A 26,696-nucleotide genomic window follows, 5' to 3' on the forward strand; every position below is an offset into this window, starting at 1 on the left:
TCAGTTTCCAAAGCGCATCAGCTCACTCCAATGCCAAGCGGTAGTTCAGTCGGTTGCTCTCTGTTAACAGCTTAGCCGGCCTGTCACGCCCAAAGCTATGTTGCTCGCGGGTTCGAGTCCCGGCAGCGAAGCCATTTTATTCAGTTTCCAAAGCGCATCAGCTCACTCCAATGCCAAGCGGTAGTTTTTTTATTTTCCTCTCAAAGCTTTACAGCATTAGCCCCAGCAATCTGGGGCATGAATACAAGATTGGTTTAGCGACTGAAATTGGCAGAGAAATTGTAAATCAACCCCAGCGACAGGGCGTAAGGGTCTTGCCCGGTGTTGATAGTCAGGGATTTGCCATGACCCCCACCAGCAGATGCATTGAAACTGGCGTTCTGCTGGTTGTTGGTCATAGCCAGTGCACCATAGAGTGTCAGGTTTCGCCCAAAACGTCGGTCTACCCCAAGTGCCAGCATGGTAGCGCCACTGTCATCATTGTCGGCTGACGAGGCCTGATATAGCTGCGCTTTGATGCTGTAGGCTTCACTTAAGCGGTAGGCTGCCCCGACACCATAAGCGGTGCGATCGCCACCGGCAAAGTTGTCGCTGCTTTGCCAAAAGGCGTTTAGGCGTAATTGCTCATTCAACTGATAACTGAGGCCGGCGCGGATGCCGCTTAATGCACTGTTGTCCAGCCGGTTTCGCCTTTCGTAAGCTAATATCAGCATCAGCGCTTTATTGTCAAAGGTCACCGAGCTGCTAATGGCATCATCTTTGTTGTCACTGGTGCTGCCGGTACGATCATGGGTGGAATAGTGCACATCCAGAGTGAGGTTATCCATGGTCGGGCTTTGATAGTGCAGGCCATTGCGAAAACGGCGGTCTAAATCAACCCCGCCACCACGTACTATATTACGTGCATCTCCAACCTGATCGGCAAATAAGTCGGTACGGCTGCGCACATTTTTCAGCGGTGTATCAAAAAAGCCTGCACGTACCAGGCCAAAATCACCCTGTAAGCCAATAAAACTATTGCGCGATGCCCAGTCACCACTGCCTTCATCCAGCCTGATCAGACTTTCAATTTGCAGCAGCACTTTCAGGTTGTCCTGCACCTGATGAGCGCCTTTGATACCAAAGCGACTTGAATTGCTGGAAATATTCAGACCGCTGTCGTTACCGTTATCAAGCTGGTCAACTGACAAATGTGCCCGGCCGTAGATGCCAAATTCAGTGGCGTGAACCGGTGCTAACAGCAAGGCCGCAGTGGCGCTCAGGCTGCAAAGGAGAGGGTGTTTTTTCATAAGGAAATTACTCGTCATAATTTTGTCATAATGGTAGTTGTCTGATCATGCAAATGAAAGTAACAACAAAGGTTAATCTGCTTTTTTAAGGTAAAAGTGTATCTGCAACTGAGCGGCTGGCGGCCAAAGTTGTTGCAGTTGCTGCAAGAGCTCGCTGGCGCTGACGCTATCAACTAGCTGCCGGGCATTGCTACTGAGCAAAACATTGGCCCGGATCGGATCCTGGTAATACAAGATCAGTTCAATGTTATCAGCATCAGTTTGGTAACGAAGCAGCAGTTGGTTTAGCGCTGCCGTTAAAGCCGGGCGGATATTCAGTGTTGATTCTGCCGTTGCGGTTTCGGTAGCCGGGCTATTGATGTGCACCAGGATATCGCCGATTTCAGAAAACTGCTGCTGCAATTGCTGTTTGACCTGGGTGCCGAGCCAATGCGCTTCGGAAGCACTTAACCGTGGCGCCACTTCCAGCTTCAACTCCAGCAACACTTTGCCACCGCTGGTGCGACTGCGCAGCTCATTGACGGCCAGAATGCCCTGGGTCTGTAAAATATGCTGGCGGTAGCCTTGTTGCTGTGGCTCAGGAATGGCGGTATCAATTAGCTCAGCCAGACTGCGCTTTAACAGCTGCAAGCTAATGGCAGCAATCAGTATGGCAACCAGCAGGGCGGCTACTGCATCCAGCCACCAGAATCCCAGCATGGCACCGCCAGCACCAATCAATACCACTATGGAAGAGAACGCATCGCTGCGGCTATGCCAGGCGTTGGCGCTGAGTAAATCCGAATTCATGGCACGAGCCGCTTTGATGGTGTACCAATAGAGGCCTTCCTTGATAAACCAGGACAAGACTGCGACCAGTAGTACCGGCCAGGCTGGTGTTGGGCTGAGCTGGCCTTGCCACAAAGAAATGGTGTTGTGCCAGAGCAGGCTTAAGGCGACGGCCAGCAAGATGAGGCCCAGCAAAACTGTGCCCAGAGTTTCAATACGGCGATGGCCAAAAGGGTGGCTTTTATCCGCAGCCCGGCCGCCCAGCCGAATACTAAGCAGTACCACAGCATCGGTGGCCAGGTCTGACAGTGAATGGATGCCATCGGCTATCAGGGCGGCAGAGTGGCCCAGAATGCCGGTGATAATTTTCAGCACGCCTAGCGCCAGGTCAAACAAAGCCCCTATCAGGGTGACCTTAGCCGCGTGAGCGGTATTGCCAGTTGCAATCGGGTGTTGATAATCGCTCATCTTGGTTGCAATTGCTCGCCAGCTGCAAGACCGGTTAGTACTTCATGCATGGCTTGGCCGTTTTGCAAATGCTGTTCGCCAGGGCGGATCAGCCGACGCTCAATACCGGCGGCAGTTCGTACCTGCACATAATGTAACTGACCACGCTGTTCAATAAGTAAGCTGGGTATCAGTACGGCATCACGCTCACCAATTGGTACGGCTAACCTGCCAAACATGCCAGGGTAGAGGCCTGCAGTACGGTTGATGTCCAGACGCACCCGAAAGTTGCGCGAACTGGTATCGGCCGCAGGCTCTATTTCGCTGACAGTGGCCAGCAATGGTTGCTGGCTGGCATCCAGTTGCACCTGTAGTTGCTGGCCAAACTGCAGCAAGCCAAGTACGGATTCACTGATAGAGGCTTCAAAACGCAGGCTTTCCGGCGCATACAAGGTCAGTAGTAAGGCTCCTGGCGTAGCGGTATCACCGGTATTGACCAGACGTTGGCTGATGACACCATTATAAGGGGCTGTCATGATGCTAAAGCCTTCACTGGTCTGCGCTTCAAATAAGGCCGCCCGGCTGCGCTGCAACTCGGCTTCGGCGGTATCGCGATTGGCGCGCACTTCATCGCGCTGAGCGGCCGGTAATAAGCCTTGTGTAACCAGGGTGGTGGTACGCTGATACTGGCTGCGCGCTTCATTGACTCTGGCCTGGGCCGAAGCCAGGGCTTGTTCCTGCTGGCGCACCCTGGCGCTTAAGTCGTCGTTATCCAGTCGCAGCAACACATCACCGGCTTGTACTCTGTCACCGGCTTCTACCAGTACTTCGGCGACACGGGCGGTGATACGGGCCGACAAAGCCGTTTGTTGGCGGGCTTGCAGGTTACCGCTAAAATAACGGTATTCAGCCAGCGGTTGCCGGCTGACGGTATACAGCTGTCCATTTTGCGCTATGGCAAGCGGGCGGCTCTCGTCAGCAACTTTGCTGACAAAGGCACCCGCCAGCCATAAAAATATCAGCGTTAAAAATAGCACGGCTGCCAGTATAGCCAGTGCCAGACGTTTGGCTGGCGTTAAAAAAATTGTTTTCATTCATCGTCTCCAGCGACTTTCAGACCATGGCTTGGGTGATTGCGGTACACCTGATGATAAACCACCGGGATCACCAGCAAGGTAAAGAGGGTTGAGGCACCAATACCAAAAATAATGGCCCAGGCCAGGCCGTTAAAAATCGGGTCCAGCGTGATAACTACATTGGCCAGCATGGTGGTACCGGCGGTGAGCAGGATAGGGCGGGTACGCACTGCGCCGGCTTCAAACAGGGCTTCTTTTAGCTCACAGCCTTCACGCAGCCGTTGTTGAATAAACTCAATTAAGATCAGTGAGTTTCGCACCACTATACCCGCCAGCGCTATCATGCCTATCATCGCCGTGGCGGTAAAAAGTGTGGGGTTGGGGTAGCCGGCTATGTCGGCGCTAAACACATTCAGCAGCCAGAAGCCTGGCATAATGCCGATAATGGTCAGCGGAATGGCCAGCATCATGATGCCAGACACGGCTTTTAGGCCGGTTTGCAGCACCATCACCACAAAAACACCGAGTAAGGCAACGCCATAGGCAATGCCGAGATCGCGAAACACATCCAGGGTGATGTTCCACTCGCCTTCACCACTCCAGATGACCTGAATATCATCCGGTACCGACCAGCCAAGACCGGCGCCATTGCCAAAATAGTGACGGCGCCACAGTGGCCGGTAATTATCGTCTTCACGGCCCCTGTCAACCATCACATCGACTACAACATCTGCCGGTACCCGACCAACGGTTTCGCCATAAACATAGCTGACCGGGCGCAGGTTTTTATGAAAAATGGGCCGATCGACCGCTAACTGCTGAAAATGGCCAAGCTCACTGAGCTGAACCATCGGCAAGGCGGCATCAGCCACTCCCTGCGCTTGCCGGGTGCGGCTTAAACCAGCTTCACCACGAACATACAAGGATAGCAAGCGATCCGGGTTATCGCGCTGACCACGGGGCAGGCGAATTTCAATTGGTAGCGGGTTCACTTCCGCAGGCAACTGCAAGTGATCTATCACCAGGCCGGATGCGGCGGCTGTCAGTGTCTGATTGATTTGCTGCACTGAAATACCGGATAAAGCGGCTTTTTCCTGATCGACCACAAACCGCCAGAGCATGGCTTCTTCCGGCACCGAGGTATCCACCTCGTGGACAAAGTCTTCGCGACGCAGTCGTGCAGCAACCGTCAGGGCAGCCTGTTCCAGTGCAACATAGTCGCTGCTGTCACTGCCGTATACTTCAGCCACCAGTGTGCTGATCACCGGCGGGCCAGGCGGCACCTGCACCAGCTTTAGCTTGGCATCATTGTTCAGCGCAATGGTTTGCAACTCGTCGCGCAGCCGCAACAGAATTTCATGCGATTGCAGGCGGCGCTGCTTTTTATCCACCAACACCACCCGAAGCTCGCCCTGATGGGGTTGCTGGCGCATAAAGTAATGTCGCACCATGCCATTGAAATCCATGGGGGAGGGCAGGCCGGCAAAACTGGTAATGGAGCTGATTTCTGGCACCTGCTGCAGATGGCGCGCCAGTTGCTCCAGAGTGGCGGCAGTGCGCTCGACGCTGCTACCAAAGGGCATATCCACCACCAGCTGAAATTCACTCTTGTTGTCGTTAGGCAGCAGCTTAAGCGGCACCAATCGCAAAGCGGGCAGGGCGGCTGCCAGCACAAATAGCCCGGCGATGGCCCACAAAAATAGCGTGCTGCGTTTTGGGCTGTGCAGCAACGGGCCAAGCAGTGCTTTGTAGCCTCGATAGAGTAAAGTACTTTGTGGTTGATAGTGGCCTTGCTGGCGGGCACCCACCATGATACGACGGGCCAGCCAGGGCGTGATGAGAAAAGCCACAGCGGTTGAGAAAATTACACTGACAGGCACATTAAAGGCCATCGGTGCCATATAGGGGCCCATCATGCCGGTGATAAAAAACATCGGCGTAAAGACGATAACTATGGCCAGGGTTGACATCAGCAGAGCGCTGCGAATTTCGGCCATCGCCAGCACAATGGAGCGCTTGGGAGGCAGGCCTTTTTCCCTTAGAAACCGCTCGATGTTGTCAATGGAGGCAATAGGATCGTCGACAATCAAACCAAGTGCCAGGATCAGGGCAAATAAGGTAACCCGGTTGATGGTATAGCCAAACAACAAGTCCATGCCCAGGGTAGCGCCATAGCTGATAGGGATGGCGATAGCCACCACCAGCGCTGCGCGCCAATTTAAAAACAAGCCGACAAAGATAACGACGGTAACAATGGCGATAGCCAGGCTGGATACCAGATCCAGTACTTTCTCATCAGCGGTTTCGCCGTAGTTACGGATCACCTCCAGCTTGACACCGGTCGGCAGCCAGTCTTGTTCCAGCTCGGCAAAGGCTTGCAGCACGTCGTTGGCGACCCAGACGGCATTGGCCCCTTTTTGTTTACCGACCGCCAGGAAGACTGCCGGCAGACCTTCACTCTGGCTTAACGCTTTCTCGCTAAAGGCGGCTCCAGGGTAAAAAAAGCTGTACTGGCCAGGTTCGGCCGGGCCATCCGTAACGCTTGCAATATCACGTAAATAGACCGGCTGGCCATTGATAACATTGACCACTGTCTGGCCGATGTCGCTGGCAGAGCGCAAGAAGTCACCACTTTGCAGGACAATGCTGTGATTATCACGCTGCAAAGTGCCAGCTTGCTGGCGCTGATTGCTCAGGCGAATAGCCCGCTCGACATCCTGCACACTGGTGTGGTGAGCGGCCAGGGCTTCGTTATCCAGTTCAATCTGGATCAGGCGGGATAAACCACCACTGACATTGACCTGATTAGTGTGACGAATAGCTTTCAGTTTTTGCGAGGCTTGTTCGGCCAGCCGACGCAGTTGATAATGATCGACCGCGGCATCGGTGCTATACAGAGCAGCCACCAGAATGGGCACATCGTCGATTTCGATAGGTTTAACCGACCAGTTACTGACCACCGCCGGGATCTGATCCTGATTGGCGTAGAGCTTGTTGTAAAGCTTAACCAGTGAATCTTCGCGATCTTCGCCAACATAAAAACGCACGATGACCATGGCCTGGCCAGTCATCGATTGTGAGTAAACGTACTCCACCCCATCAATCTGTGACAGCAAGCGCTCTAACGGCTCGGTCACCTGAGTGGCCACCTGACGGGCGGATAAACCGGGGGCGTCGATCAGCACATCGGCCATCGGCACCACGATTTGTGGATCTTCCTCTCGTGGTGTCAGCCAGAGCGACACCGCGCCCAGCAGTAAAGCCAGCAAGATCAGCATTGGGGGGAAGTAGCTGGACATAAACCAGCCGACCAGCCCCTGCGATTGCGGTGTGGGCGTTTCGTTCATGCGATTCCCTTGCTATTTAAAGGTGCTAACTATTTGAAGGCGCAGCCGGATTTAACACCAAAAGTTTTCAGCACCATGGCCAGTGGGCAAAAGCCGGTAAAAGCGCTTTGCAATAAATTGGCACCCACAAAAGCGGTTAGCAGCAACCACCAGTTGCTGGCAAAGGTAGCCAGTAGTAACGATAGCAGAATAACAGTGCCAGCAAAGGCAAGAACGATACGATCCTGATTCATGATAACCTCGAGATTATTTTTGTTAAAGGCCATCTTCTGGCCAGATACCAGCCTGCGATCATCGCCAGCACAAAGCCGAGGGTGCCCACGCTGCCGGCGCTTAATGCACTGATAGCGGGCCCAGGACAATAACCTACCAAGCCCCAACCCAGGCCGAAAATAACGGCACCGATTAGCAGCGGTTTATCTGGTTTGCTCAGAAGCGGTAACTGAAATTTTTCTGCTACCACAGGAGCAGGCTTATGCCGAATCAGCCAAAATCCTATGCTATAAACCGCTAATGCGCCAGCCATAACCAACGCCAGGCTGGGATCCCAATTGCCGCTGAGATCCAAAAACGCCAACACCTTAGCTGGATCGATCATTTTTGACACGGCAATGCCAACAGACATTAACAGGCCAGCGAGAAAAGCGATAAAAATTTGCATGGTCATCTCCGTTAAAACAGGCTGGCGACAAAGACGCCGGCTGCCATAAATACCAGGGTCGCGGTGATCGAGCGTGCAGAGAAGCGACCGATACCACAAATGCCGTGACCGGAGGTGCAGCCACTGCCCCAGGCGGTGCCAAGGCCTACCAGTAAGCCGGCAATCACAGTACGCAAGGATAATTCTGGGGTGCTAAAGCTAAAATCACTGATCAACACACTGACAGCCAAGGGGCCAACTAATAAACCCACCACAAAGGCCAGCCGCCAACTGCGCCCCTCACGCTGAAAAATAGCCAGGCTGCTAATGCCGGAAATACCGGCAACCCTGCCAAGGGCCACCATCAATAACAAGGCACCCAGGCCAATAAAGGTGCCACCAACCAATGCCGCTATCGGGGTAAAATTGTCCATATATTCCTCTTAACGGATAACAGGCAGTTGAGCATCTAGCCAGCCTTGCATGCCAGGTGCCACAGAATATACCTGAGTAAACCCCATGCGTTGCAATGATTCAGTAGCCAAAGCAGAGCGGGCGCCTGAGCGGCAAATTAAATACAAGGGCTCGGCCGCCAGTTGCGCCAAAGCTACATCTGCCGCACAGCCACTGGCTGCAACAGCAGGATGGTTGGCTAACTGCATTTCCAGCACACCGCGTGGGTAATTGACGGCGCCTGCGATATGACCTTGCGCAAATTCAGCCGGCTCCCGTACATCAATTAACCTGGGTTCTGCATGCAGCTGCAAGTAATGCGATAACTGCTCCAGATTAACTTCTTGAATAGTGGCTTTTGCTTCTGCTACCAATTGCTGAGCTGTTTTCATTTGTATCTTCCTTTAAGTTAGATAACGGACTGGGTAATGACGACGACGGCCATGATGGCTAAAAACACCGCAAAACCTCGCTGCAGTTTTTCTTTGGGTAAGCGCCGGCCAATCCAGGCGCCCAGATAGCTGCCGGCAATACCGGCTATTACCATTAAGCCAATAACAATCCAGTCAAAACTGATACCCTGGCTGCTGAATACCGCATAGTATTTGGCAAAGCCGACAAAAGACTTTAACGCGATAATCACTAAACTGGTAGCCACGCCAATAACAATAGGCAAGCCGCCCATCAGCACCAAGGCAGGCACGATTAAAAAACCGCCGCCCACACCAACAAAACCGGTGATGGCACCAACGAGCAAACCATCTGCCAGTACTTTGGGCTTATTAAAGACCAACGGATGAGTGGTATCCTTCAATTTGCTGCGCCACATAAAGACGGCAGCGACCAACATCAGCAGTGAAAACACCAACAATTGCCAACGGCTGTCGACTAAGGTGCCGCCCCAGGCCCCCACATAAGTCCCCAACATACCAGGGATACCAAACCAGCGTACATGGCGCCAGCTGATCAGCCGCTTAATGCCATTATGGAAAGAGCCAAAAGCACTGATAGCGGCAACAATAAATAATGATGAGGCAATAGCTAATTCTGCCGGCATGCCAATCAGATACAATAATACTGGTACCGTCAGGATAGAACCGCCTGAGCCAAACAGGCCAAGGCTTAAACCAATAATCAGCGCACCAAGTAATGCTAACACTTCGCCCCCTATATAGCTAAATAGAATAAGCTTATAACTTAGTTCTATTCTAATGAGGTTTTGCCGGGGAAGCAATTAAAATTTAGCATATACTAATTTAATAGGTAGCAGCGTGGCATTTAATTTAACTATGGTGATGAAAGGTAGAGCAGGCCCTGTTCAGCAATTGACTAAACAGGGTCTGTAAATAGGCAAGAGGGAATTAACGCGTAATTTTTTGCTGGATATCGGTAACGACACTGGCAATATCCAGCATGGCTTTTTCACCGCTACGGCGGTTTTTATATTCAACTTGCTGGTTATCGAGATTACGCTCGCCAATCACAATACTATGCGGTACACCAATTAATTCCATATCTGCAAACATCACTCCCGGGCGTTCACGTCTGTCATCAAACAGTACGTCAATACCGGCAGCGGTTAACTGCTGATACAGCTGTTCTGTTACTTCGGCGATGCGTACTGATTTATGCATGTTCATTGGGATCAAGGCTACCTGAAATGGCGCTATCGCATCCGGCCAGATAATACCGTTATCGTCATGGTTTTGTTCAATGGCAGCGGCGACAATACGTGACACGCCAACACCATAACAACCCATGGTCATTATCTGATGTTTTCCTTCTTCATTCAGCACGCCTGCCTTCAGTGCTTTTGAATACTTTTCACCCAGCTGGAATATATGACCGACTTCAATACCGCGTTTAATGACGATATGGCCAAAGCCACAAGGGCTGGGGTCGCCGGCCACGATATTACGAATGTCAGCAATCTGATAGTCGCTGATATCACGCTCCCAATTGACGCCGTTGAAATGATACCCCTCTTTATTGGCACCGACGATAAAGTCAGCCAGGTGAGCGGCACTACGATCAGCAATAATTTTTATGTTTAAACCAACAGGGCCAACCGAGCCGGGGCCTGCATGGCAAAGAGCCCGGATTTGCTCATCCGTGGCAAATTGCAGTGGGCTGGCAACCCCGGCCAGTTTCTCGGCTTTCAATTCATTGAGCTCATGATCGCCTCGTAACACCAGCGCGACTAATTGCTGCTTGCCTTGCTCATCGGCCTCTGCCAGTACGAACAAAGTTTTAGCAATGCGGGTGTTTGCCACCTGTAATAACGCTGCGACGTCGCTAACACTGCCTGCTGAGGGCGTTGCCACTTCACGCAGTGCTTGTGAGGGGGTTGGCTTGTCACCTGTGGGCGCTAACGCTTCAGCCATTTCAATGTTGGCGGCATAATCACTGGTATCAGAGAACGCAATGGCGTCCTCACCCGACTCTGCCAATACGTGAAACTCATGCGACACACTGCCACCAATAGCGCCACTGTCAGCCTGCACAGGCCGGTAATCCAGCCCTAAACGGTTAAAAATATTACAATAGGCGCTATACATGGCATCATAGGTTTGTTGCAAGCTGGCCTGGCCCAAGTGAAATGAATAGGCGTCTTTCATCAAAAATTCACGGGCGCGCATTACACCAAATCTTGGCCGGCGTTCATCACGAAACTTGGTTTGTATTTGATACAAATTCAGCGGTAGCTGTTTATAGCTGGTAATTTCCCGCCGCACTAAATCAGTAATCACTTCCTCGTGAGTGGGCCCCAGCACATAGTCACGCTGATGGCGGTCTTTAAAACGCAGCAGCTCGGCATCCATGGTATCCCAGCGGCCAGACTCCTGCCATAATTCGGCCGGTTGCACCATCGGCAGCAGAACTTCAATTGCGCCGGCTTTGTTCATTTCTTCACGAACAATCTGCTCAACTTTGCGCAGTACCCGCACACCGGTTGGCAGGTAGCTAAACATGCCTGAACCGAGCCGGCGAACCATACCTGCTCTTAGCATCAGTTTATGGCTGATAATTTCGGCGTCGGCCGGTGTTTCCTTAACCGTAGATAATAAATACTGGCTGGTGCGCATACTGCTCTCAAAAAGTAATCAAAAAATTGCTCACATTCTAGCAAGTCATTTAGTCTGGCAGAAGTTCAATCTGATGTTTAATTGGCTTATTTGTCACTTGTTGCCCGGAAATCATGCCGCCAAGGGTGTATAGCTCGCCATTAACGTCCAGCAGAGTGCGCAAATCCATTACTGCTGTCGATTTTTGCGCATTCAACCATTGTTGTCGGGTTACTGAATATACCCAAACCTCACTGTCTGGCTCGGCAGGTTGGCCATTAAAGCCAACACCCTGATGGTTATGGGCTGTGTGGCTGCCACCGACAAACACGATGGCTTCTTCACCCTGCACTTTTACGCCGGTAGCCGCCATACGATAACGTGCTTTACCGGTGGGATGGGGTACCTGTTGCCAGTTAATTTCATTGGGTTTGCTGCCAATAGTGCCTTGCCAGCAGGCCGGTTCATTGACAAAGTTCCTCGGTTTATGCGCAGGGTATTCAATCGCTACGCCGTCACACAGCAATAAGGTATTGCCGATGATGCCGCCAGCTAAACCAAATACCGGTTTACCAGGAAAGGGCGTGGCTTGTGACCAGCCTTGGGTAAAGTTATCAAACAGCTGCATCAGGTTGACGTTGCCATGGTCACTCCAGCCACTGGCCAGATAAATGTAACGGTTCTGATACGGCAGGGCGACTGCCTCATCAACCGGTACCGGCATATCATTAATCCGGGTGTAGCGGCGGGTTATCGGATCCAGCCGGTAGCTGTCGGTTGCCGTTTGCTTAGTGCCATCAGCGGCTAAGGTATAGCCAGCAAATAAGAAAAAATTATTATTCAGCGCCACGGCACTGGCGGCTGCGCGGCCGGTTAATCGCTGCTGACTGGGTACCTGAGGTAGCTCAGTCCAGCCAAACTCGCCTAAGGTATGCATCCAGACTTTGTTGTGAAAATCGGCTGCTTGTTTGCCAGGGCCCATACCCATCGCGCTGATAATATAGGTTTTGCCGCGCACCGTAGTGCTGGCTATACTGTTGCTGCTAACCGGTTCGGGTAAATCAGGGATGGCAATGCTACTGGCTGCAGCCGTTAATAAACTAAGGTAGCTGAGTGATTTCAGTAACATGGTTATGTTCTCCATTGACTGTCCATTTTATATTAAAGTGATACAAGGTCATGCCATAGCGCTGCTCGGTATGACGTTGTTTTTTATAGGATGGCCGCGGATCCTGTTTTAATACTTTGGTAATTAAGCCGGTTAATTCCGGATAATTCAGTTGTGTATTACAAAACGTTATGGCCTGTTCGCTAAAGCTTACCGTCATTTGTGTCTCGGGGGCACTGTCGGCAAAACCACCCACAGCATCAGGCAGGGCATCAGCATAGGGCAAATACGGTTTAATGTCTAAAATCGGCGTACCGTCTAACAAATCAATACCGCTCAGTTCCAGAATTAGAGTGTCGTTCTGCCGGTACACCCGTTCTAGTTTTACGACAGACAGGCCAATTGGATTAGGTCGGAAGGTGGCTCTGGTGGCAAAAACCCCTTTGCGGGTGTTGCCACCCAGGCGAGGAGGCCTCACCAGCGATGACCAACCTTTGTCTGCCGTTTCATGAAACACAAACACCAGCCATAAATGACTAAAGCTGGTAATGCCTCGCACAATCTCATCGTTGGCATAAGGTGGCGTTAACACCAGCTTACCACGAGCTTCTGGAATCAGGCCCGGTTGGCGCGGAATCGCAAATTTTTGCTTGTAAGGAGATTCAATAGTACCAATAACATCAAACTGATAAACACTCATCGTTAAATTATACGCCCCCGTCCTGGTTTGAGCCGCATTATGCAATTGCAGTGGCGAAACAACAAGCAATAGCATGGCCATCTAAATATCTTTGACGCTATACGGTTATTGAGTGAGAATAGCCTGGCCAATGTTAAGTTAAGAGTAGAAGATGGAACGAAAAACCCTGTTAACAGAATGCCCCGATTCAAAAGGCCTGATCGCCCAAATTACTAATATTTGCTACAAGCATCAGCTTAATATTGTTCGCAATACGGAATATGTTGACCCGGTAACAGGGCAGTTTTATATGCGGACCGTGCTTGAAGGCGTATTTAACGACACCACTTTGCTGTTTGACTTAGACCGGGCGCTGCCACAGGGCAGTCGTCGTAGTTTGTTATCTGAAGGCGCTAAGAAGGTAGTGGTGCTGGTGACGAAAGAGGCCCATTGTCTGGGTGATATCTTAATGAAAGTGTTTGATGGTTCATTAGCCTTAGATATTGCGGCGATAGTAGGCAACTACCCAGAGTTACAAAGCCTGGCCGATAAATTTTCAATACCCTTTCATTATGTTCCTCATCAGGGGGTAAGCCGGCTTGAGCATGAGCAACACTTGCTGGCAACAATCGCAGCTTACCAGCCGGAGTATTTGGTACTGGCAAAATTTATGCGGATTTTAAGCGCCGATTTTGTGGCGCGGTATCGCAATCGGATCATTAATATTCACCATAGCTTTTTGCCTGCGTTTATTGGGGCAAACCCTTATCAGCAAGCGTTTGAGCGCGGCGTGAAAATTATCGGCGCTACCGCTCATTTCGTGAATGAACAACTGGACGAAGGGCCGATTATTGAGCAGATGGTGCGCCATGTCGATCATAACTTTAGTGCCCAGGATATGGCAAAAGCCGGTCGTGATGTTGAGAAAGCGGCACTTAGCCGGGCATTACAACTGGTGGTTGAAAACCGGGTATTGGTACATGGCAATAAAACGGTGGTGTTATAGCCGTGAATTTTAACCACAGGGCGGTCTATCACGCTGTGGCGCCACAATAAATACACTTTAAGTGAAAGCAGGCAACCGGCTTATTCGCTTTCCAATGGGTCCATAGTATAAATGTTATCGATTTCATCGGCACAGGAGTGGCTGACTCTCAGGTCTTTTACTCTGCCGTTGCGTAAACTGTATACCCAGCCATGAACAGCTAATGGCTGGCCGCGCTCCCAGGCCTCCTGCACAAAACTGGTATGACAGAGGTTGCGAACTTGCTCCATCACATTTAATTCTATTAAACGATTCAAACGCTCATTTTCATCTGTCAGGTTGTCAACTTCATCCCGGTGCATGGCATAAACGTCTTTTACGTTACGCAACCAGTTATCCACAAAACCGACGCGCTGTTTCATCATGGCCGCTTTAACGCCACCACAACCATAATGCCCTACCACTAAAATATGCTTAACTTTAAGAATATCAATTGCATATTGTAAAACTGATAAGCAGTTCATGTCAGAGTGCAACACCAGATTGGCGACATTACGGTGCACAAACAATTCGCCGGGTAGTAAACCGACAATTTCATTTGCCGGTACCCGGCTGTCAGAGCAGCCAATCCATAAATACTCTGGCGCTTGCTGTTCCGACAGTTGTTTAAAAAAGCCGGGTTGCTCGCGTTCAATCCGGTCTGCCCAGTTTTTATTGTTCACAAAGAGATCTTTAAATTTTGGCATTACACTGATCCTGCAATATAGTCGCGCTAAGATAGCCGATGTTAACTGAATTAAGAGCACCGACCAGCCCTGTTTATTATGGTAAATGGACGATAAGACGGCTTCTGGCCCGAACATAACGGGTGACGTTTACCAGCAAAGCTGGCTATACTAACATCGGCTCAATATTTTACTATTATGGAAATTACAGCAAGGAGTTGCAATGATCCCGGTTATTCTATCAGGTGGGTCCGGTACCCGGCTCTGGCCTTTATCCCGCGCTAAAAAGCCTAAACAATTTTTGCCATTAGTGAACGAAAAAAGCATGCTGCAAAACACCTTGCTGCGTTTAAAAGGTATTGATGACTTAGCCGCGCCGTTACTGGTCTGCAATGAAGATCATCGGTTTATGGTCGCGGAGCAGCTTCGCGAACTGAATATTAATGATGCCTGCATCATGTTAGAGCCGGTTGGCCGTAATACTGCGCCTGCCATTGCCATTGCGGCCATCCAGGCGATGCAACTGCTGCAAGAGCAGCAAGACCCTTTATTACTGGTGCTGGCGGCTGATCATGTTATCCAGGATATTCCGGCCTTTCAGCAGGCCGTTGCGGATGCACGGGTGGCAGCTGAAGCCGGCAAGTTAGTTACTTTTGGTATAGTGCCGGACAGCGCTCATACCGGCTATGGCTATATTCGGCGCACGACAGAACCACTTCAGCAGATGCCCAATACCTACCAGGTGGCCGAGTTTAAAGAAAAGCCTGATAAAAAGACCGCCCTGCATTATCTGGCTTCAGGTGAATACTGCTGGAATAGCGGCATGTTTATGTTCAAAGCCAGCAGTTTACTGGCTGAGCTGGAGAAGTTTGCCCCCGACATAGTCAACGCATGTCAGCAAGCGGTTGCTGCTGCCAGTCGCGACCTGGATTTTGTGCGGGTAGGGAGTGCCGCATTTAGCGCCAGCCCTGCTGATTCGCTGGACTACGCAGTGTTAGAAAAATCAGACAACACGGTAATGGTGCCGTTAAATGCCGGCTGGAGCGATGTGGGCAGTTACGATGCCTTGTGGGAAGTGATGGCGAAAGATGCCGAGGGTAATGCCTGTCGTGGTGATGTCATGCTGGAGTCAACTCATAATAGCTACGTAAACGCCGAAGAAAAACTGGTTGCGGTAATTGGCCTGAACAACGTTATTGTGGTGGAAACCAAAGATGCGGTGCTCGTAGCCAATAAAGATGATATCCAGCAAGTAAAAAATATTGTGCAGCGCCTGCAAAGCTATGGCCGTACAGAAGTTGATTTGCATCGCGAGGTGTTCCGGCCATGGGGAAAGTACGACTCGGTCGATCAGGGCAATCGCTACCAGGTAAAACATATTACGGTTAAACCCGGCGCAAAGTTATCGGTACAAAAACATCATCATCGTGCGGAGCACTGGGTAGTGGTTAGCGGCACGGCCTTAGTCAGAAATGGTGACAATGAATTTATGGTCACTGAAAACGAGTCAACCTATATTCCGATTGGTGCAGTGCATTCGCTGGAGAACCCGGGAAAAATCCCGCTGGAGCTGATAGAGGTACAGTCGGGTAGCTACTTAGGGGAAGATGATATTGTCCGCTTTGCTGATAAATATGGCCGAGGCTGAGATGAGTAGTTTAACTTGCTTTAAAGCGTACGATATCCGCGGCAAACTGGGCGAAGAACTGAACGAGCAAATTGCTTATAGTATTGGCAGAGCATTTGCCCGGGTGTTGAAACCCGCGTTGGTGGCTGTGGGCGGTGATATACGCCATAGCTCTGATTCGCTGAAATTGGCATTGTCGCTTGGGTTGTTGGTCGAAGGCGTTAATGTACTGGATCTGGGGCTGACGGGCACTGAAGAAGTTTACTTTGCGGCCCAGCATCTGGCGATTGATGGCGCAATTGAAGTGACAGCCAGTCATAATCCTATTGATTATAACGGTATGAAACTGGTACGGGCTCAGTCGCGGCCGATCAGTGGTGATTCTGGTTTATTTGCGATAAGGGACGAAGCGCAACGCTTACTGGTTGATGCTTTTGAGCCAGCGCTGCTGGCACGATTAACTGAGCAAAGTAGCCGTCTGGCAGATGATGGTGGCTGGCAACTAGGGAGTGCCAGCTTTAGAAAATATAGTATTTTGTCACCCTATATTAAGCATTTACTGACGTATATTAATGGCACAAACATCACCCCGCTTAATTTGGTGGTTAATGCTGGTAATGGTGCAGCTGGACACGTTGTTGACGCGCTGGAGCAGGCATTTGCTGAGCATAATATTCCCATCAGCCTGATTAAAATCCATCATCAGGCTGATGGTAACTTTCCTAATGGTATTCCGAACCCGTTACTGGTAGAAAACCGCCAGGCTACAGCCGAGGCAGTGAGACATTATCAGGCTGATTTTGGCATAGCATGGGATGGTGATTTTGATCGCTGTTTTTTATTTGATGAGCACGGTGAGTTTATTGAAGGCTATTATATCGTAGGCTTGCTGGCAGCTGCATTTTTGAAAAAGTACCCAGGTGAAAAAATTATCCACGATCCACGTTTATACTGGAACACGCAAGCTGTCGTATCGCAGCATAAAGGCCAGACGGTATGCAGTAAAACGGGACACGCTTTTATTAAAGAGCGGATGCGAGCCGAAGATGCAATTTATGGTGGCGAGATGAGTGCGCATCATTACTTCCGGGATTTTGCATACTGTGACAGTGGCATGATCCCATGGTTACTGGTAGCCGAACTAATATCTGTATCAGGTAAACGGCTGTCACACTTAGTTAAGCAGATGATCATTGAATACCCATCGTCCGGTGAAATAAACTTTTCTATTGCCAGTCCGCAAAAAGTTATCACTAAATTAGCAGAGCATTACGCATCAATGGCGTTGGCGACGGATGATATTGATGGTCTTAGTATGAGTTTCGGGAATTGGCGCTTCAATGTTCGCGTTTCCAATACAGAAAATGTTGTAAGATTAAATGTAGAATCAAAAGGTGATATACAATTAATGCAGCAAAAAACAGCCGAGTTAAAGTCTTTCTTAACTGAAGCTGAATAAAAGCAAGTTTTTTATTGTTTATATTAACTTTAAAATCATGGTTGGCTTTATTTCATCTGGTAAATTGTTTATTCTTTATGGAATTTCATATAAAGGAGCAAACTGTGTCTTTATTAATAGATAAAAGAGAATTGAAAAAAGCGGCTAAAGAATTAACTCTGGTTAAATTAACAGAGGTGATTGAAACCCTTAATGGTGTTTTAGCTGAGCGTCAGCAGGAAGTTGAGTTAATTGCCCAGTTAGAGCAAATGGCTAAAGCACAGGGTTATACGCTGGAGCAGCTTGGCTATAAACAGAGCAGCGATGTGGTCGTGGCTGACAGCTCTGAGGGCAGTGGCCGCAAGCGTCCGGTGAAGCCTAAGTTTAAAACGATTAACAAAGGCAGTCAGTTTTTCTATGTAGAAAATGGCCAGTTACAATTGTTGCGTACGCATACCATGAAGAAAGGACTGCAACAGCGCGGTATTCAGGTTGTGCCATTGGCTAAGGTCGATAAGAAGTTTGCCAAAGATATTGATAAGCTAATTGCGGAAGCTACGGTGCAAGCGGTAGAGAATTTTAATGCAAAAGTGACTATCTGGAATGAGTGGGCTGCAGCGAATGGCGGCGAAATTCTGGAAAAACGCTAATATTCGTTATAGTGAAAAAAAAACCGGCAAAACTGCCGGTTTTTTTCGCTGCATGTTCTGTGTGGTAACCGGCTATTTTGGCTGAGCATCCAGCGACTGACCATTGACATCAATACTGGCATCGGCCATTAAATACAAATAAAGCCACATTAACTCAGCAGGTGTTTTTAAGCGCATTGGGTCTTCGCCCGGATATGCTTTGGCGCGCATTGCTGTGCGGGTGGCTCCCGGGTTAATGCAGTTTACCCGGATGCTGCTACCGGCAAATTCATCTGCCATCACTTGCATTAAACCCTCGGTGGCAAATTTAGATACCGCATAAGGGCCCCAATAGGCTTTACCCGTGCGGCCGACGCCCGACGAGGTGAAAATAATGGACGCAGCGGGGGCTTGTTTAAGTACGGGGAGTAAAGCCTGAGTCATCAGCATAGCGCCGGTAACATTGATTTGCATAATGTCGTGCCAGCTGGCCAGATTAATGTGCTCGAACGGGCTTAGCACACCCAGTAAACCGGCGTTGTGTAGAACGCCATCAAGTTTACCGAATTCACTGCTGATGGTAGTTGCCATATCTTTATAGTGCGACGCCGTTGCGCCTTTTAAATCTAACGGAATAATAGCAGGCTCAGCACCACCGGCGGCAATAATTTCGTCGTAAACTGCTTCCAGTTTTTTAACCGTTTTTCCCAGTAAGATCACGGTGGCGCCATAGCTGGCATATGTTAATGCTGCGCAACGGCCTATGCCGTCACCGGCGCCGGTCACTAAAATAACTTTGTCGTGTAGGGCCCCTGCAGGCGCGGTGTAGTTATACATAAAATTTAACCTGTTAGCGCGAAAAAACGGCGCAAGCATACGCCTAAAACAACTATTTTGCATCTTTCTTGCTGCCAACTGTATTTTTACGCTAGCGATCTGTCACACTTTGAGTTAACTTTAACTGGTCGTAGCTGTTCAACAGGGGCAGCCACTTTATACCCAAAAGAATTCGTAATAAGCGAAGCAAGGTTTTGCTTTGCAATAAAAAAATAGGCGTTAAGGACGGGGAGAACATATGAAAAAGCTTGCTATTAGCATCGCTGTTGCGGCGGCGGTCGGCCTGGCTGGTTGTGGTGATTCACTAGAAGACATCAAACAAGAAGTGGCAGAACAGGGGCCGGTCGCACCGGCATCCAGAGTGATATTTGATCCAAGCGCGGGTCGGGTTTCCGTGCCAAATGATTTATTGTTTCAAGGCACAACTGATGGCACCTTAACGCTGGATAGTGGTGCCAACCCAGATTATACCAACCCTCAAACAGCGCTTGGGGCATTGGATGGCTGGTCTACCCAAAACCCGTTTGCGATTGAACTGAGTTTTGCAACGGGTGTTGGCCTGAATATGGATACGGCGCAGACGCCTGGTGCAGTGCGGGTCTTTAAAGCCCTGATGGGTGACCCGATGTCACCTGAAGCAGCTTGTACTGAAGTTCCTCGTGGCGCAGCCTGTCAAATTGTCAAAGAGCTGGTGTTTGGCCAGGACTTTGTCACGGCGGGTCGTGGTAACAGCGTCGCCGTTATCCCTTTAAAACCCCTGGAAAGCGCCACCACTTATTTGCTGGCCCTGACTAATGTATTACGGGACAGCAATGGTCAAGCTGTTAAGCCATCTACGACCTATGAGCTGGTAAAACAAGACATTACTACCTTGCCACTGGCGTCAGATTCCCAACGTGCGTTGCAGGGTGTTATTAACAGTTTTGAAAATGTTATGGTGCGGGATGAAGGCCTGAATAAAGATAACATTATTTACACCGCCGCTATGACTACCCAGTCAACCGGTGTGGTGCTGTCAACTTTGAAGCAATTAATGGCGTCACCTACCCCAACTGGTTATGGCCCATCGCCGCTGGTAGTGAATAACACTGGTTTAACCGTATCGCAGTTAAATCCTGCATTTGCAGCGAATCCGGCGTTTGCGATTACCCGTTACTATACTGGCACCTTAACGCTGCCTTATTACCTGGGCACGCCGACAGAAGCAAACCCAATGGCACCGTTAAATACCCGCTGGATGGCGCGGTGTGATAGTGGTGCTATTATTGCGGCGCTGCCACCGGCAATGAAGCCAGAAACGCCAGTATCTGAAAATGACGGTGCTTGCCAGGCATTCAGCGGTGGCGCATTGCGTGATTTGGGGGTTGATGCTGCCCGTCATTTAACTAAATTTAATACGATTCCAAAAATTAATGGTTATCAAGCTGTCGATGTGCAGATGACAGTACCCGATGCTAACGTCATTCCGATGCCTGCAGCAGGCTGGCCGATTGTTATTTTACAGCACGGTATTACTTCTCGTCGTTCCGATATGCTGGCGATAACCGGCACGTTGGCATCACAGGGTTTTGCCACGGTAGCGATTGATCATCCGTTACATGGTGATCGTGGTTTTGGACCATTCAATGCCAGTGGTGGCAATGCCACGGTTTATATGAACCTGAGCAACTTATTGGTTACCCGCGATAACTTACGGCAGAGTATTGCTGATATGCTGGCCCTGCGCTTAGCCCTTAACTTTGCTCAAGGGGTCGATTTAGATACCAGCCGGGTGCAGTTTTTAGGTCATTCTTTAGGGGGCATTACCGGTACCTCTATGGTGGCCTTGGCAAATACCAGTACTGGTGTAGCACAACTTGATGCACTGTATCGTGTTGAATCAGCTACGCTGGCGATGCCTGGTGGCGCAGTGGCTAATTTCCTGCTCGATTCTGCTGCGTTTGGCCCGCTGATTAAAGCCAGTGTTATGCTGGGCGCCGGTGGTGAGTTAACCAGCCACTTTGTGACTTATGTGGCCACGAACACCAATTGCGGTATACCAAGTGCAGAGACTGCAGCAACTTACCCTGCCTGCGCTGCGCCGGTGGTAAATGACTACTTAATTACCCTGATGGAGCCAGCAAATGCTGCTCAACAGCAACGCGTGGCCGCGACGCTGAACCAGTTTGCTTTTGCTGCACAAACGGTAACCGATGCTGGTGACCCAAATAATTACGCAGAGCGATTGGTAAATAGTGAAACACCGGTGTACATGATTGAAGTGGTAGGCGATGGCGCCAGCAGCTTACCTGATCAAGTTATTCCAAATGGCTACTTCAACCCCTTTGTGGCACTGGCGGCAGGCAAAATGCCATTGGCGGGTACCGAACCATTGGCTCGTTTGTTAGGTGCGGCCAGTATTCCTGCCAGTGCAGGTGGTATTAATTTAAATGGAAGCAACGCGATTGCCCGCTTTACGGCAGGTGATCACGGTTCCATTTTAAGTCCGGCAGCCAGCGGTGCGGCCACGGTTGAAATGCAAACTCAAAGCGTGACCTTCTTCTCAAGCGGCGGTCAAAGTGTAGTGGTTGCAAACCCGACAGTGTTAGCTGGCGGCAACTAAGTCCCCTATAATCTGTTTTGGTAAAAAGCCCGGCGTACTCTACGCCGGGCTTTTTCTTTTTGTAAATCCCGATAGAATAAGTTTATTCAACAAAACAGGAGCGTTATTTTGGCATTTTTAATGGAATACGGCATGTTTCTGGCAAAAGCCGCAACGGTAGTGTTTGCGATAGCCTTGGTGGTTGGCATTGTCGTCAGTGCCAGTCATAAACCAAAAGCAAAAAAAGGTCAGCTGGAATTTACCGATCTCAGTAAATATTACCAGCAACAGACCACAGCGTTGCAGCAAAGCTTACTGGACAAGAAAGGGTTTAAGCAGTGGCAAAAGGGCCTGCAAAAGGGGCAAAAGCAACAGGCTCACGCGCAGCCTTGTTTATTTGTGGTGGAATTTAATGGCTCTATGGACGCCCGGGAGACGGAATCGCTGCGCGAGGAAGTGTCGGCATTGCTGGCTATTGCCAAACCCGAGGATGAAGTGCTGTTGCGTTTGGAGAGTGGCGGTGGGGTAGTACACGGTTATGGTTTAGCCGCATCACAGCTGGACCGGATCCGTGCCAGGGGTATCTCGTTGACGGTAGCGGTAGACAAGGTCGCGGCCAGTGGCGGCTATATGATGGCCTGTATTGGCAACAAAATTCTGGCTGCGCCATTCGCCATTCTGGGGTCAATTGGGGTGATTGCTCAGTTACCAAACTTTCATAAGTTATTACAGAAAAATCATGTCGACTTTGAACAGTTTACCGCAGGGGAGTTTAAACGCACCGTAACCCTGTTTGGTGAAAATACTGACAAAGGCCGGCAGAAGTTTCAGCAGGAACTGGAAGAAACCCATGGTTTGTTTAAAACCTTTGTCCAGCAACACCGGCCACAGCTGGACATGGCCCGGGTGGCAACAGGGGAGCACTGGTTTGGCTATCAGGCATTAGATTTACAGTTGGTTGACCAGATCCAGACCAGTGATGACTATCTGCTGGATAAAATGACAAGCCATCGTTTATTTGCAGTGAAATATCAGCTGAAAAAGGGGTTGGCAGAAAAGGTGGGGATGGGTTCCGCTAATGTTTTATCACTTTGGTGGCAAAAGCTGACGCAGCAGTATTGGCAGCGCTAAGTAAGGGCGTTAAAAAGTAACAACAGGCAAATTCAGCCTGTTGTTATTTTCAGATGCTTTAACGTAGATGATGGAAATCGACGCTTTCGTCTTTGACGCCAGCGTTAGCATCATCAAACACCGCCTGGTCAAATTGCTGTTCACTTTTACCAACAATACAAGACACCATCGCATCACCGGTCACATTTACCGCAGTGCGGGTCATGTCCAGCAGCCTGTCAACACCAATAATCAGCGCGATACCCTCAACCGGTAAGCCAACCTGCTGCAGCACCATTGCCAGCATAATCAACCCTACACCCGGCACACCAGCTGTACCTATTGAGGCCAGCGTCGCTGTCAGGATAACCATCAGGTAATCCCCCATGGTCAGGTCTACTAAAAATACCTGAGCAATAAATATAGTGGCCACGCCCTGCATAATGGCGGTGCCATCCATATTTATGGTGGCACCAAGAGGCACAGTAAAAGACGCTACGCTATTTTTAACCCCCAGCTTTTTGGTGACGGTTTCCATAGTGACGGGCATAGTGGCGTTACTGCTGGAGGTGCTAAAGCCAAACAATGCTGCGTCGCGCATTTTACGCAGAAATATCAGAGGGTTTAAGCCGGTAAGTAGTTTTAAGATGACGCTGTAACTGACCAGACCATGGAAAATTAATACCGTTAACACTACCCCAAAATACTTTGCCAGGCTGGCAATGGTTTCAAAACCGAGTGTAGTAAAGAGTTTTGCCATCAGAAAAAACACCCCATATGGGGCTAAGTTCATCAGAATAGTTACCAGCTTCATAATAACGTCGCTAAGGTCCGTAAAAACGGCAGCCAGGCGCTCGCCTGGTTTACCACTCAATGCCATGGCCAGGCCAAATAAAACGGCAAATACGATAATCTGCAGCATGTTACCCTGGGCCATTGATGCAATAGGGTTACTCGGAAAGATGTTAATGAACACCTGAGCCAGCGACGGGGCCTCTGATACATCAAAGCGGGCAGCAGATTGCATATCTACCCCTTTACCCGGGCCAATCAGCAATGCTGCAGTCATCGCCAGGCTAATCGCCACAGCGGTGGTAATAAGATACAGGCCAATCGTTTTACCGCCCAGCCGACCCAGACTGGACGTGTCAGACAATGAGCAGGTGCCGCAAACCAGAGAAACAAATACCAGTGGCACGACCAGCATCTTTAAGCTGGCAATAAAAATTTCACCACCAACATGAAAAACGCCATCTACAAATAAGGCTTTGAGTGGTATCGATAAGCCAAAAAATACCAGTTCCCGTTCGTCCTGGCCAGACAGAATGGCTTTAAATAAGAAGCCAACTAAGATGCCGGCAGCCATACCAACAACGATACGGGCGGTAAGCCCCATTTTTTTATTATTACTCATTTTTTTGTGATATATCAGTGTGGAATATCGTTAAGACTATCAGTTTGCAGCGCCGTTGGGCAGGGTAGACAAAAATTTTTTTGAAAATTGCTGTGACGTAGTGATAATTAATGGTTTAAGATGCAATTAACAAAAACTATATATAAAAAACAGCTAGGGAGAGTTTTCATGCGAAACATCCGGCAACTACTGGTTGCATTAATGATTACATCGCTGGCCGCTTGCGGCGGCGGCGGTACCTTGGGCGGTGGCGGCGATGGCGGCGGTACAGGTGGTAACACGCCAGTGTTTACGCTGGCACTGACCTTAACCAATGCGGCTGGCACTGAGTCAACTAACTTGTCGCAGGCGACACCGTTAACCGTGACCGCAACTTTAACCGCCACCAATAACGGCAATGTAGCTAATCAGTTGATTAGTTTTGATGTCTCTGGTGAGAATTTAGCCAGTCTTGGCAATGATTCTGGCGCTGCTGCGACCAATGCCAATGGTGTGGCAATAATTACCCTGAATGTCGGTAATCGCTCTGGCGCTGGCCAGGTGAGCGCTGCTTTTGGCGAAACCTCTGCTACGGCCGTATTTAATTCTGCTGGCGATGGTGGGGATCAGGTTGATATTACTATTGGCTCAGTGTCACTGATTGCCGATACGTTGCAGCTTGGCACTGGCGCATCCAGCAAAATAGAGCTTACTGCACTGGTGCGTGACACTAATAACGTGGTGTTAGCCGACATTCCGGTAACCTTCGCCACAGATTCTGGTGAGTTGGTGCAGCTTGACAGTGTCACCGCAGCCAACGGTGTTGCCAAAGCGACCCTGACATCGCAGACGAATAAAACTAATCGTGATGTTGTTGTGACTGCCCGGGTTCAGCAGCAGAGTTCGCAACTAACGGTAGCCGTCGTTGGCACCAGCATCGAAATTGCTGCACCGAATTCTGTGGTGTTGGCGGATACTTCCACCATTGATTTGTTCCTGACAGATGCAAATGGTATCGGTATACAAGGTACGGTAATTGAAGTGTCGTCAGCACTGGGTAATACGCTTAGCGTTACCAGTCCTGTTACCGCAGGAAGTGCAGGTAAAGCGAGCCTGACTTACACTGCTACTAACAGTGGTATTGATACCTTATCGGTAACCGCTTTAGGTGTAACTAACAGCAAGACTATCAACATCAGTGCCGATGAGTTCGCATTTTCAACATTGGTTGACGGTAATGGTGTGCCGCGCACTGGAGAGCCAGTGCAGGAAGTGCCGTTAAATACTGCGCAGCAAGTCGAAGTAGAGTGGAAAGTAAATAACGCCCCACCTGCACCGTCCGAAGTTACATTCAATACCACCCGTGGTGTCATCGCTAACTCTGCGGCTAACCTGGCAAGCAGCGTAACGTCAACCGGCTTTACCAACGCGCAGGGTAAGGCGAGTGCTTTCATCCGCTCGCAGTTTGCCGGGCTGGCGACAATCAGCGCCGTAGGGGGTGACGGTGAAAATGCTGTTAGTGCTAAGAAAGTAGTTGAGTTTGTTGCGGTTAATCCGACCAAAATTGAAGCCCAGGCATTTCCTGCACAAGTTGGCGTTGGCGAGTCCAGTGCTATCAGGGCAATAGTGCGTGATATCAACAACAATCCGGTTAAAAATGAGACTATCGTATTTTCACTGGATAATTCAGCAGGTGGCACTATTAGTACGGGTACTGCCATTACCAATTCGCAGGGGGTGGCATCTACGGTGTTTACTGCAGATGCGACAACGGGAGCTGGCATTAATGGTGAAAATCTGGTGATCAGAGCCAGTTTGCAAACCAATAACAATATTTTTGACAGTACCGATATAGCAGTGGGTCAGCGCACGTTATTTTTCCGTTTTGGTACCGGTAACGTGATTACTAAACCAAGCGCCAGCACCTATGCTAAAGAGTTTTCGATTATTGTTACTGATAGCTCTGGCAATGCCGTAGCCGGTCAGCAGTTAAATGTTGCGGTTACCTCTATTAATTATCGTAAGGGGTATTGGGTTCCATTTCCTGCTGCGCCTGCAGCCTTCAAGAATTGGATAACTTCAGGTACCTTGCCTCCAGAGGGCAGGGTCGCGCCAATAAACTGTATATCAGAAGATGCGAACTTCAATGGTATCCTGGACGATGGTGAAGATATTAACGGCGATGGTCAGCTGACTCCGGGTAATTTTGTAGTGGCACCGGGCCTGGTTACGTCGGATACCAATGGTATCGCCAGCTTTGAAATAACCTATCCGCAAGACGTAGGTAGCTGGTTGGATGTGCGGATGCAGGTATCAGGTTTTGCTTCTGGAACTGAGAACATTAGTTTCAGAGAGTATTCACTGCCAACCGCTGCGGATGATTTAACCACCGAGACCTCGCAACCTGCAAGCAACCCATTCGGGGTTGTTCAGAATTGCTCAGTGCCAGGTTAAACCTCAGACATAAAAAGGGGAGCTTAATAAGCTCCCCTTTTTTTA

At 49.7% G+C, this 26,696-nt stretch carries 22 protein-coding genes; 7 read left to right on the forward strand and 15 right to left on the reverse strand.

The annotated features are described in order from the left end of the window. Positions 1-254: 254 nt before the first annotated feature. The 12 genes from WG68_RS17550 to tsaA all read right to left on the reverse strand — a co-directional run bounded on the left by WG68_RS17550 (position 255) and on the right by tsaA (position 12,893). On the reverse strand, positions 255-1,289 hold the full coding sequence (locus WG68_RS17550; protein ID WP_046559033.1) for a porin: 1,035 nt from the start codon (positions 1,287-1,289) through the stop codon (positions 255-257). A gap of 72 nt (positions 1,290-1,361) precedes the next feature. Further along, on the reverse strand, positions 1,362-2,525 hold the full coding sequence (locus WG68_RS17555; protein WP_046559034.1) for a cation diffusion facilitator family transporter: 1,164 nt from the start codon (positions 2,523-2,525) through the stop codon (positions 1,362-1,364). After that, positions 2,522-3,598 carry an efflux RND transporter periplasmic adaptor subunit gene (locus tag WG68_RS17560; RefSeq protein ID WP_046559035.1) on the reverse strand — a complete coding sequence of 359 codons (1,077 nt, stop codon included), beginning with the start codon at positions 3,596-3,598 and terminating at the stop codon, positions 2,522-2,524. The genes WG68_RS17555 and WG68_RS17560 overlap by 4 nt, the downstream gene beginning before the upstream one ends. Next, positions 3,595-6,927, reverse strand: a complete 3,333-nt coding sequence (locus WG68_RS17565; protein ID WP_046559036.1) for an efflux RND transporter permease subunit — start codon at positions 6,925-6,927, stop codon at positions 3,595-3,597. The genes WG68_RS17560 and WG68_RS17565 overlap by 4 nt, the downstream gene beginning before the upstream one ends. A gap of 29 nt (positions 6,928-6,956) precedes the next feature. Further along, positions 6,957-7,160, reverse strand: coding sequence for a YgaP family membrane protein (locus tag WG68_RS17570; RefSeq protein ID WP_046559037.1), 204 nt, complete (start codon positions 7,158-7,160; stop codon positions 6,957-6,959). Continuing rightward, positions 7,157-7,588 (reverse strand): DUF6691 family protein, encoded by a 432-nt coding sequence (locus WG68_RS17575; protein WP_046559085.1) that lies wholly within the window; start codon positions 7,586-7,588, stop codon positions 7,157-7,159. Before WG68_RS17575 ends, WG68_RS17570 begins: the two co-directional genes overlap by 4 nt. 11 nt (positions 7,589-7,599) lie before the next feature. After that, a complete protein-coding gene (locus WG68_RS17580) occupies positions 7,600-8,001 on the reverse strand; it encodes a YeeE/YedE family protein (protein ID WP_046559038.1) in 402 nt (133 codons plus the stop codon). A 9-nt stretch (positions 8,002-8,010) separates the two neighbouring features. Next, a complete protein-coding gene (locus WG68_RS17585; RefSeq protein ID WP_046559039.1) occupies positions 8,011-8,412 on the reverse strand; it encodes a rhodanese-like domain-containing protein in 402 nt (133 codons plus the stop codon). A 17-nt stretch (positions 8,413-8,429) separates the two neighbouring features. After that, entirely contained in the window at positions 8,430-9,179 is a 750-nt protein-coding gene (locus WG68_RS17590; protein WP_046559040.1) for a sulfite exporter TauE/SafE family protein, read from the reverse strand. A gap of 202 nt (positions 9,180-9,381) precedes the next feature. Then, entirely contained in the window at positions 9,382-11,106 is a 1,725-nt protein-coding gene (locus WG68_RS17595) for a proline--tRNA ligase (RefSeq protein ID WP_046559041.1), read from the reverse strand. Positions 11,107-11,155: 49 nt separating this feature from the next. Beyond that, the gene (locus WG68_RS17600) at positions 11,156-12,229 is read right to left on the reverse strand and encodes a Kelch repeat-containing protein (RefSeq protein ID WP_235357780.1); all 1,074 of its coding nucleotides are present in this window, start codon (positions 12,227-12,229) and stop codon (positions 11,156-11,158) included. Then, complete coding sequence (gene tsaA / locus WG68_RS17605) at positions 12,186-12,893, reverse strand: tRNA (N6-threonylcarbamoyladenosine(37)-N6)-methyltransferase TrmO (protein ID WP_046559043.1); 708 nt, start codon at positions 12,891-12,893, stop codon at positions 12,186-12,188. The genes WG68_RS17600 and tsaA overlap by 44 nt, the downstream gene beginning before the upstream one ends. 151 nt (positions 12,894-13,044) lie before the next feature. Between tsaA and purU the strand changes: the two genes are divergently transcribed. Next, complete coding sequence (gene purU / locus WG68_RS17610; protein WP_046559044.1) at positions 13,045-13,878, forward strand: formyltetrahydrofolate deformylase; 834 nt, start codon at positions 13,045-13,047, stop codon at positions 13,876-13,878. An 80-nt stretch (positions 13,879-13,958) separates the two neighbouring features. Here the strand turns inward: purU and can are convergent, their stop codons facing one another. Continuing rightward, positions 13,959-14,603: a carbonate dehydratase gene (gene can, locus WG68_RS17615; RefSeq protein WP_046559045.1), complete on the reverse strand. Its 645-nt coding sequence runs from the start codon at positions 14,601-14,603 to the stop codon at positions 13,959-13,961. 202 nt (positions 14,604-14,805) lie between these two features. Here can and WG68_RS17620 point away from each other — a divergent pair, with 202 nt between their 5' ends. From WG68_RS17620 to WG68_RS17630, 3 genes are all read left to right on the forward strand, one after another. Continuing rightward, entirely contained in the window at positions 14,806-16,230 is a 1,425-nt protein-coding gene (locus WG68_RS17620; protein WP_046559046.1) for a mannose-1-phosphate guanylyltransferase/mannose-6-phosphate isomerase, read from the forward strand. Continuing rightward, positions 16,190-17,668, forward strand: coding sequence for a phosphohexomutase domain-containing protein (locus WG68_RS17625; RefSeq protein ID WP_407637688.1), 1,479 nt, complete (start codon positions 16,190-16,192; stop codon positions 17,666-17,668). The genes WG68_RS17620 and WG68_RS17625 overlap by 41 nt, the downstream gene beginning before the upstream one ends. Positions 17,669-17,772: 104 nt before the next feature. After that, on the forward strand, positions 17,773-18,297 hold the full coding sequence (locus tag WG68_RS17630; RefSeq protein ID WP_046559087.1) for an H-NS family histone-like protein: 525 nt from the start codon (positions 17,773-17,775) through the stop codon (positions 18,295-18,297). A 72-nt stretch (positions 18,298-18,369) separates the two neighbouring features. Here WG68_RS17630 and WG68_RS17635 read toward each other — a convergent pair whose 3' ends face one another. Further along, a complete protein-coding gene (locus WG68_RS17635) occupies positions 18,370-19,113 on the reverse strand; it encodes a YciK family oxidoreductase (protein ID WP_046559088.1) in 744 nt (247 codons plus the stop codon). A 238-nt stretch (positions 19,114-19,351) separates the two neighbouring features. On the opposite strand from WG68_RS17635, the gene WG68_RS17640 reads away from it, so the two are divergent. Next, positions 19,352-21,715: a VolA/Pla-1 family phospholipase gene (locus WG68_RS17640; RefSeq protein ID WP_046559047.1), complete on the forward strand. Its 2,364-nt coding sequence runs from the start codon at positions 19,352-19,354 to the stop codon at positions 21,713-21,715. A gap of 108 nt (positions 21,716-21,823) precedes the next feature. Continuing rightward, positions 21,824-22,825: a protease SohB gene (gene sohB, locus WG68_RS17645; protein WP_046559048.1), complete on the forward strand. Its 1,002-nt coding sequence runs from the start codon at positions 21,824-21,826 to the stop codon at positions 22,823-22,825. Positions 22,826-22,883: 58 nt separating this feature from the next. Here sohB and WG68_RS17650 read toward each other — a convergent pair whose 3' ends face one another. Then, complete coding sequence (locus WG68_RS17650; RefSeq protein WP_046559049.1) at positions 22,884-24,218, reverse strand: dicarboxylate/amino acid:cation symporter; 1,335 nt, start codon at positions 24,216-24,218, stop codon at positions 22,884-22,886. Positions 24,219-24,386: 168 nt separating this feature from the next. On the opposite strand from WG68_RS17650, the gene WG68_RS17655 reads away from it, so the two are divergent. Beyond that, on the forward strand, positions 24,387-26,651 hold the full coding sequence (locus WG68_RS17655; protein WP_046559050.1) for an Ig-like domain-containing protein: 2,265 nt from the start codon (positions 24,387-24,389) through the stop codon (positions 26,649-26,651). Positions 26,652-26,696: the final 45 nt, after the last annotated feature.

The organism is Arsukibacterium ikkense, assembly GCF_000987775.1.
In the GTDB taxonomy this organism is placed as follows: domain Bacteria; phylum Pseudomonadota; class Gammaproteobacteria; order Enterobacterales; family Alteromonadaceae; genus Alishewanella; species Alishewanella ikkense.

What these genes read in the sequence shown, in the direction of transcription:
- WG68_RS17620 (WP_046559046.1), top strand. Translation starts at nt 14,806, where the DNA reads ATGATCCCGGTTATTCTATCAGGTGGGTCCGGTACCCGGCTCTGGCCT.
- WG68_RS17650 (WP_046559049.1), bottom strand. Translation starts at nt 24,218, where the DNA reads ATGAGTAATAATAAAAAAATGGGGCTTACCGCCCGTATCGTTGTTGGT.
- WG68_RS17565 (WP_046559036.1), bottom strand. Translation starts at nt 6,927, where the DNA reads ATGAACGAAACGCCCACACCGCAATCGCAGGGGCTGGTCGGCTGGTTT.
- tsaA (WP_046559043.1), bottom strand. Translation starts at nt 12,893, where the DNA reads ATGAGTGTTTATCAGTTTGATGTTATTGGTACTATTGAATCTCCTTAC.
- WG68_RS17560 (WP_046559035.1), bottom strand. Translation starts at nt 3,598, where the DNA reads ATGAAAACAATTTTTTTAACGCCAGCCAAACGTCTGGCACTGGCTATA.
- WG68_RS17600 (WP_235357780.1), bottom strand. Translation starts at nt 12,229, where the DNA reads ATGGAGAACATAACCATGTTACTGAAATCACTCAGCTACCTTAGTTTA.
- WG68_RS17625 (WP_407637688.1), top strand. Translation starts at nt 16,190, where the DNA reads ATGATATTGTCCGCTTTGCTGATAAATATGGCCGAGGCTGAGATGAGT.
- WG68_RS17635 (WP_046559088.1), bottom strand. Translation starts at nt 19,113, where the DNA reads ATGTATAACTACACCGCGCCTGCAGGGGCCCTACACGACAAAGTTATT.
- WG68_RS17655 (WP_046559050.1), top strand. Translation starts at nt 24,387, where the DNA reads ATGCGAAACATCCGGCAACTACTGGTTGCATTAATGATTACATCGCTG.
- WG68_RS17555 (WP_046559034.1), bottom strand. Translation starts at nt 2,525, where the DNA reads ATGAGCGATTATCAACACCCGATTGCAACTGGCAATACCGCTCACGCG.
- WG68_RS17570 (WP_046559037.1), bottom strand. Translation starts at nt 7,160, where the DNA reads ATGAATCAGGATCGTATCGTTCTTGCCTTTGCTGGCACTGTTATTCTG.
- can (WP_046559045.1), bottom strand. Translation starts at nt 14,603, where the DNA reads ATGCCAAAATTTAAAGATCTCTTTGTGAACAATAAAAACTGGGCAGAC.
- WG68_RS17550 (WP_046559033.1), bottom strand. Translation starts at nt 1,289, where the DNA reads ATGAAAAAACACCCTCTCCTTTGCAGCCTGAGCGCCACTGCGGCCTTG.
- WG68_RS17640 (WP_046559047.1), top strand. Translation starts at nt 19,352, where the DNA reads ATGAAAAAGCTTGCTATTAGCATCGCTGTTGCGGCGGCGGTCGGCCTG.
- purU (WP_046559044.1), top strand. Translation starts at nt 13,045, where the DNA reads ATGGAACGAAAAACCCTGTTAACAGAATGCCCCGATTCAAAAGGCCTG.
- WG68_RS17595 (WP_046559041.1), bottom strand. Translation starts at nt 11,106, where the DNA reads ATGCGCACCAGCCAGTATTTATTATCTACGGTTAAGGAAACACCGGCC.
- WG68_RS17580 (WP_046559038.1), bottom strand. Translation starts at nt 8,001, where the DNA reads ATGGACAATTTTACCCCGATAGCGGCATTGGTTGGTGGCACCTTTATT.
- WG68_RS17585 (WP_046559039.1), bottom strand. Translation starts at nt 8,412, where the DNA reads ATGAAAACAGCTCAGCAATTGGTAGCAGAAGCAAAAGCCACTATTCAA.
- WG68_RS17575 (WP_046559085.1), bottom strand. Translation starts at nt 7,588, where the DNA reads ATGCAAATTTTTATCGCTTTTCTCGCTGGCCTGTTAATGTCTGTTGGC.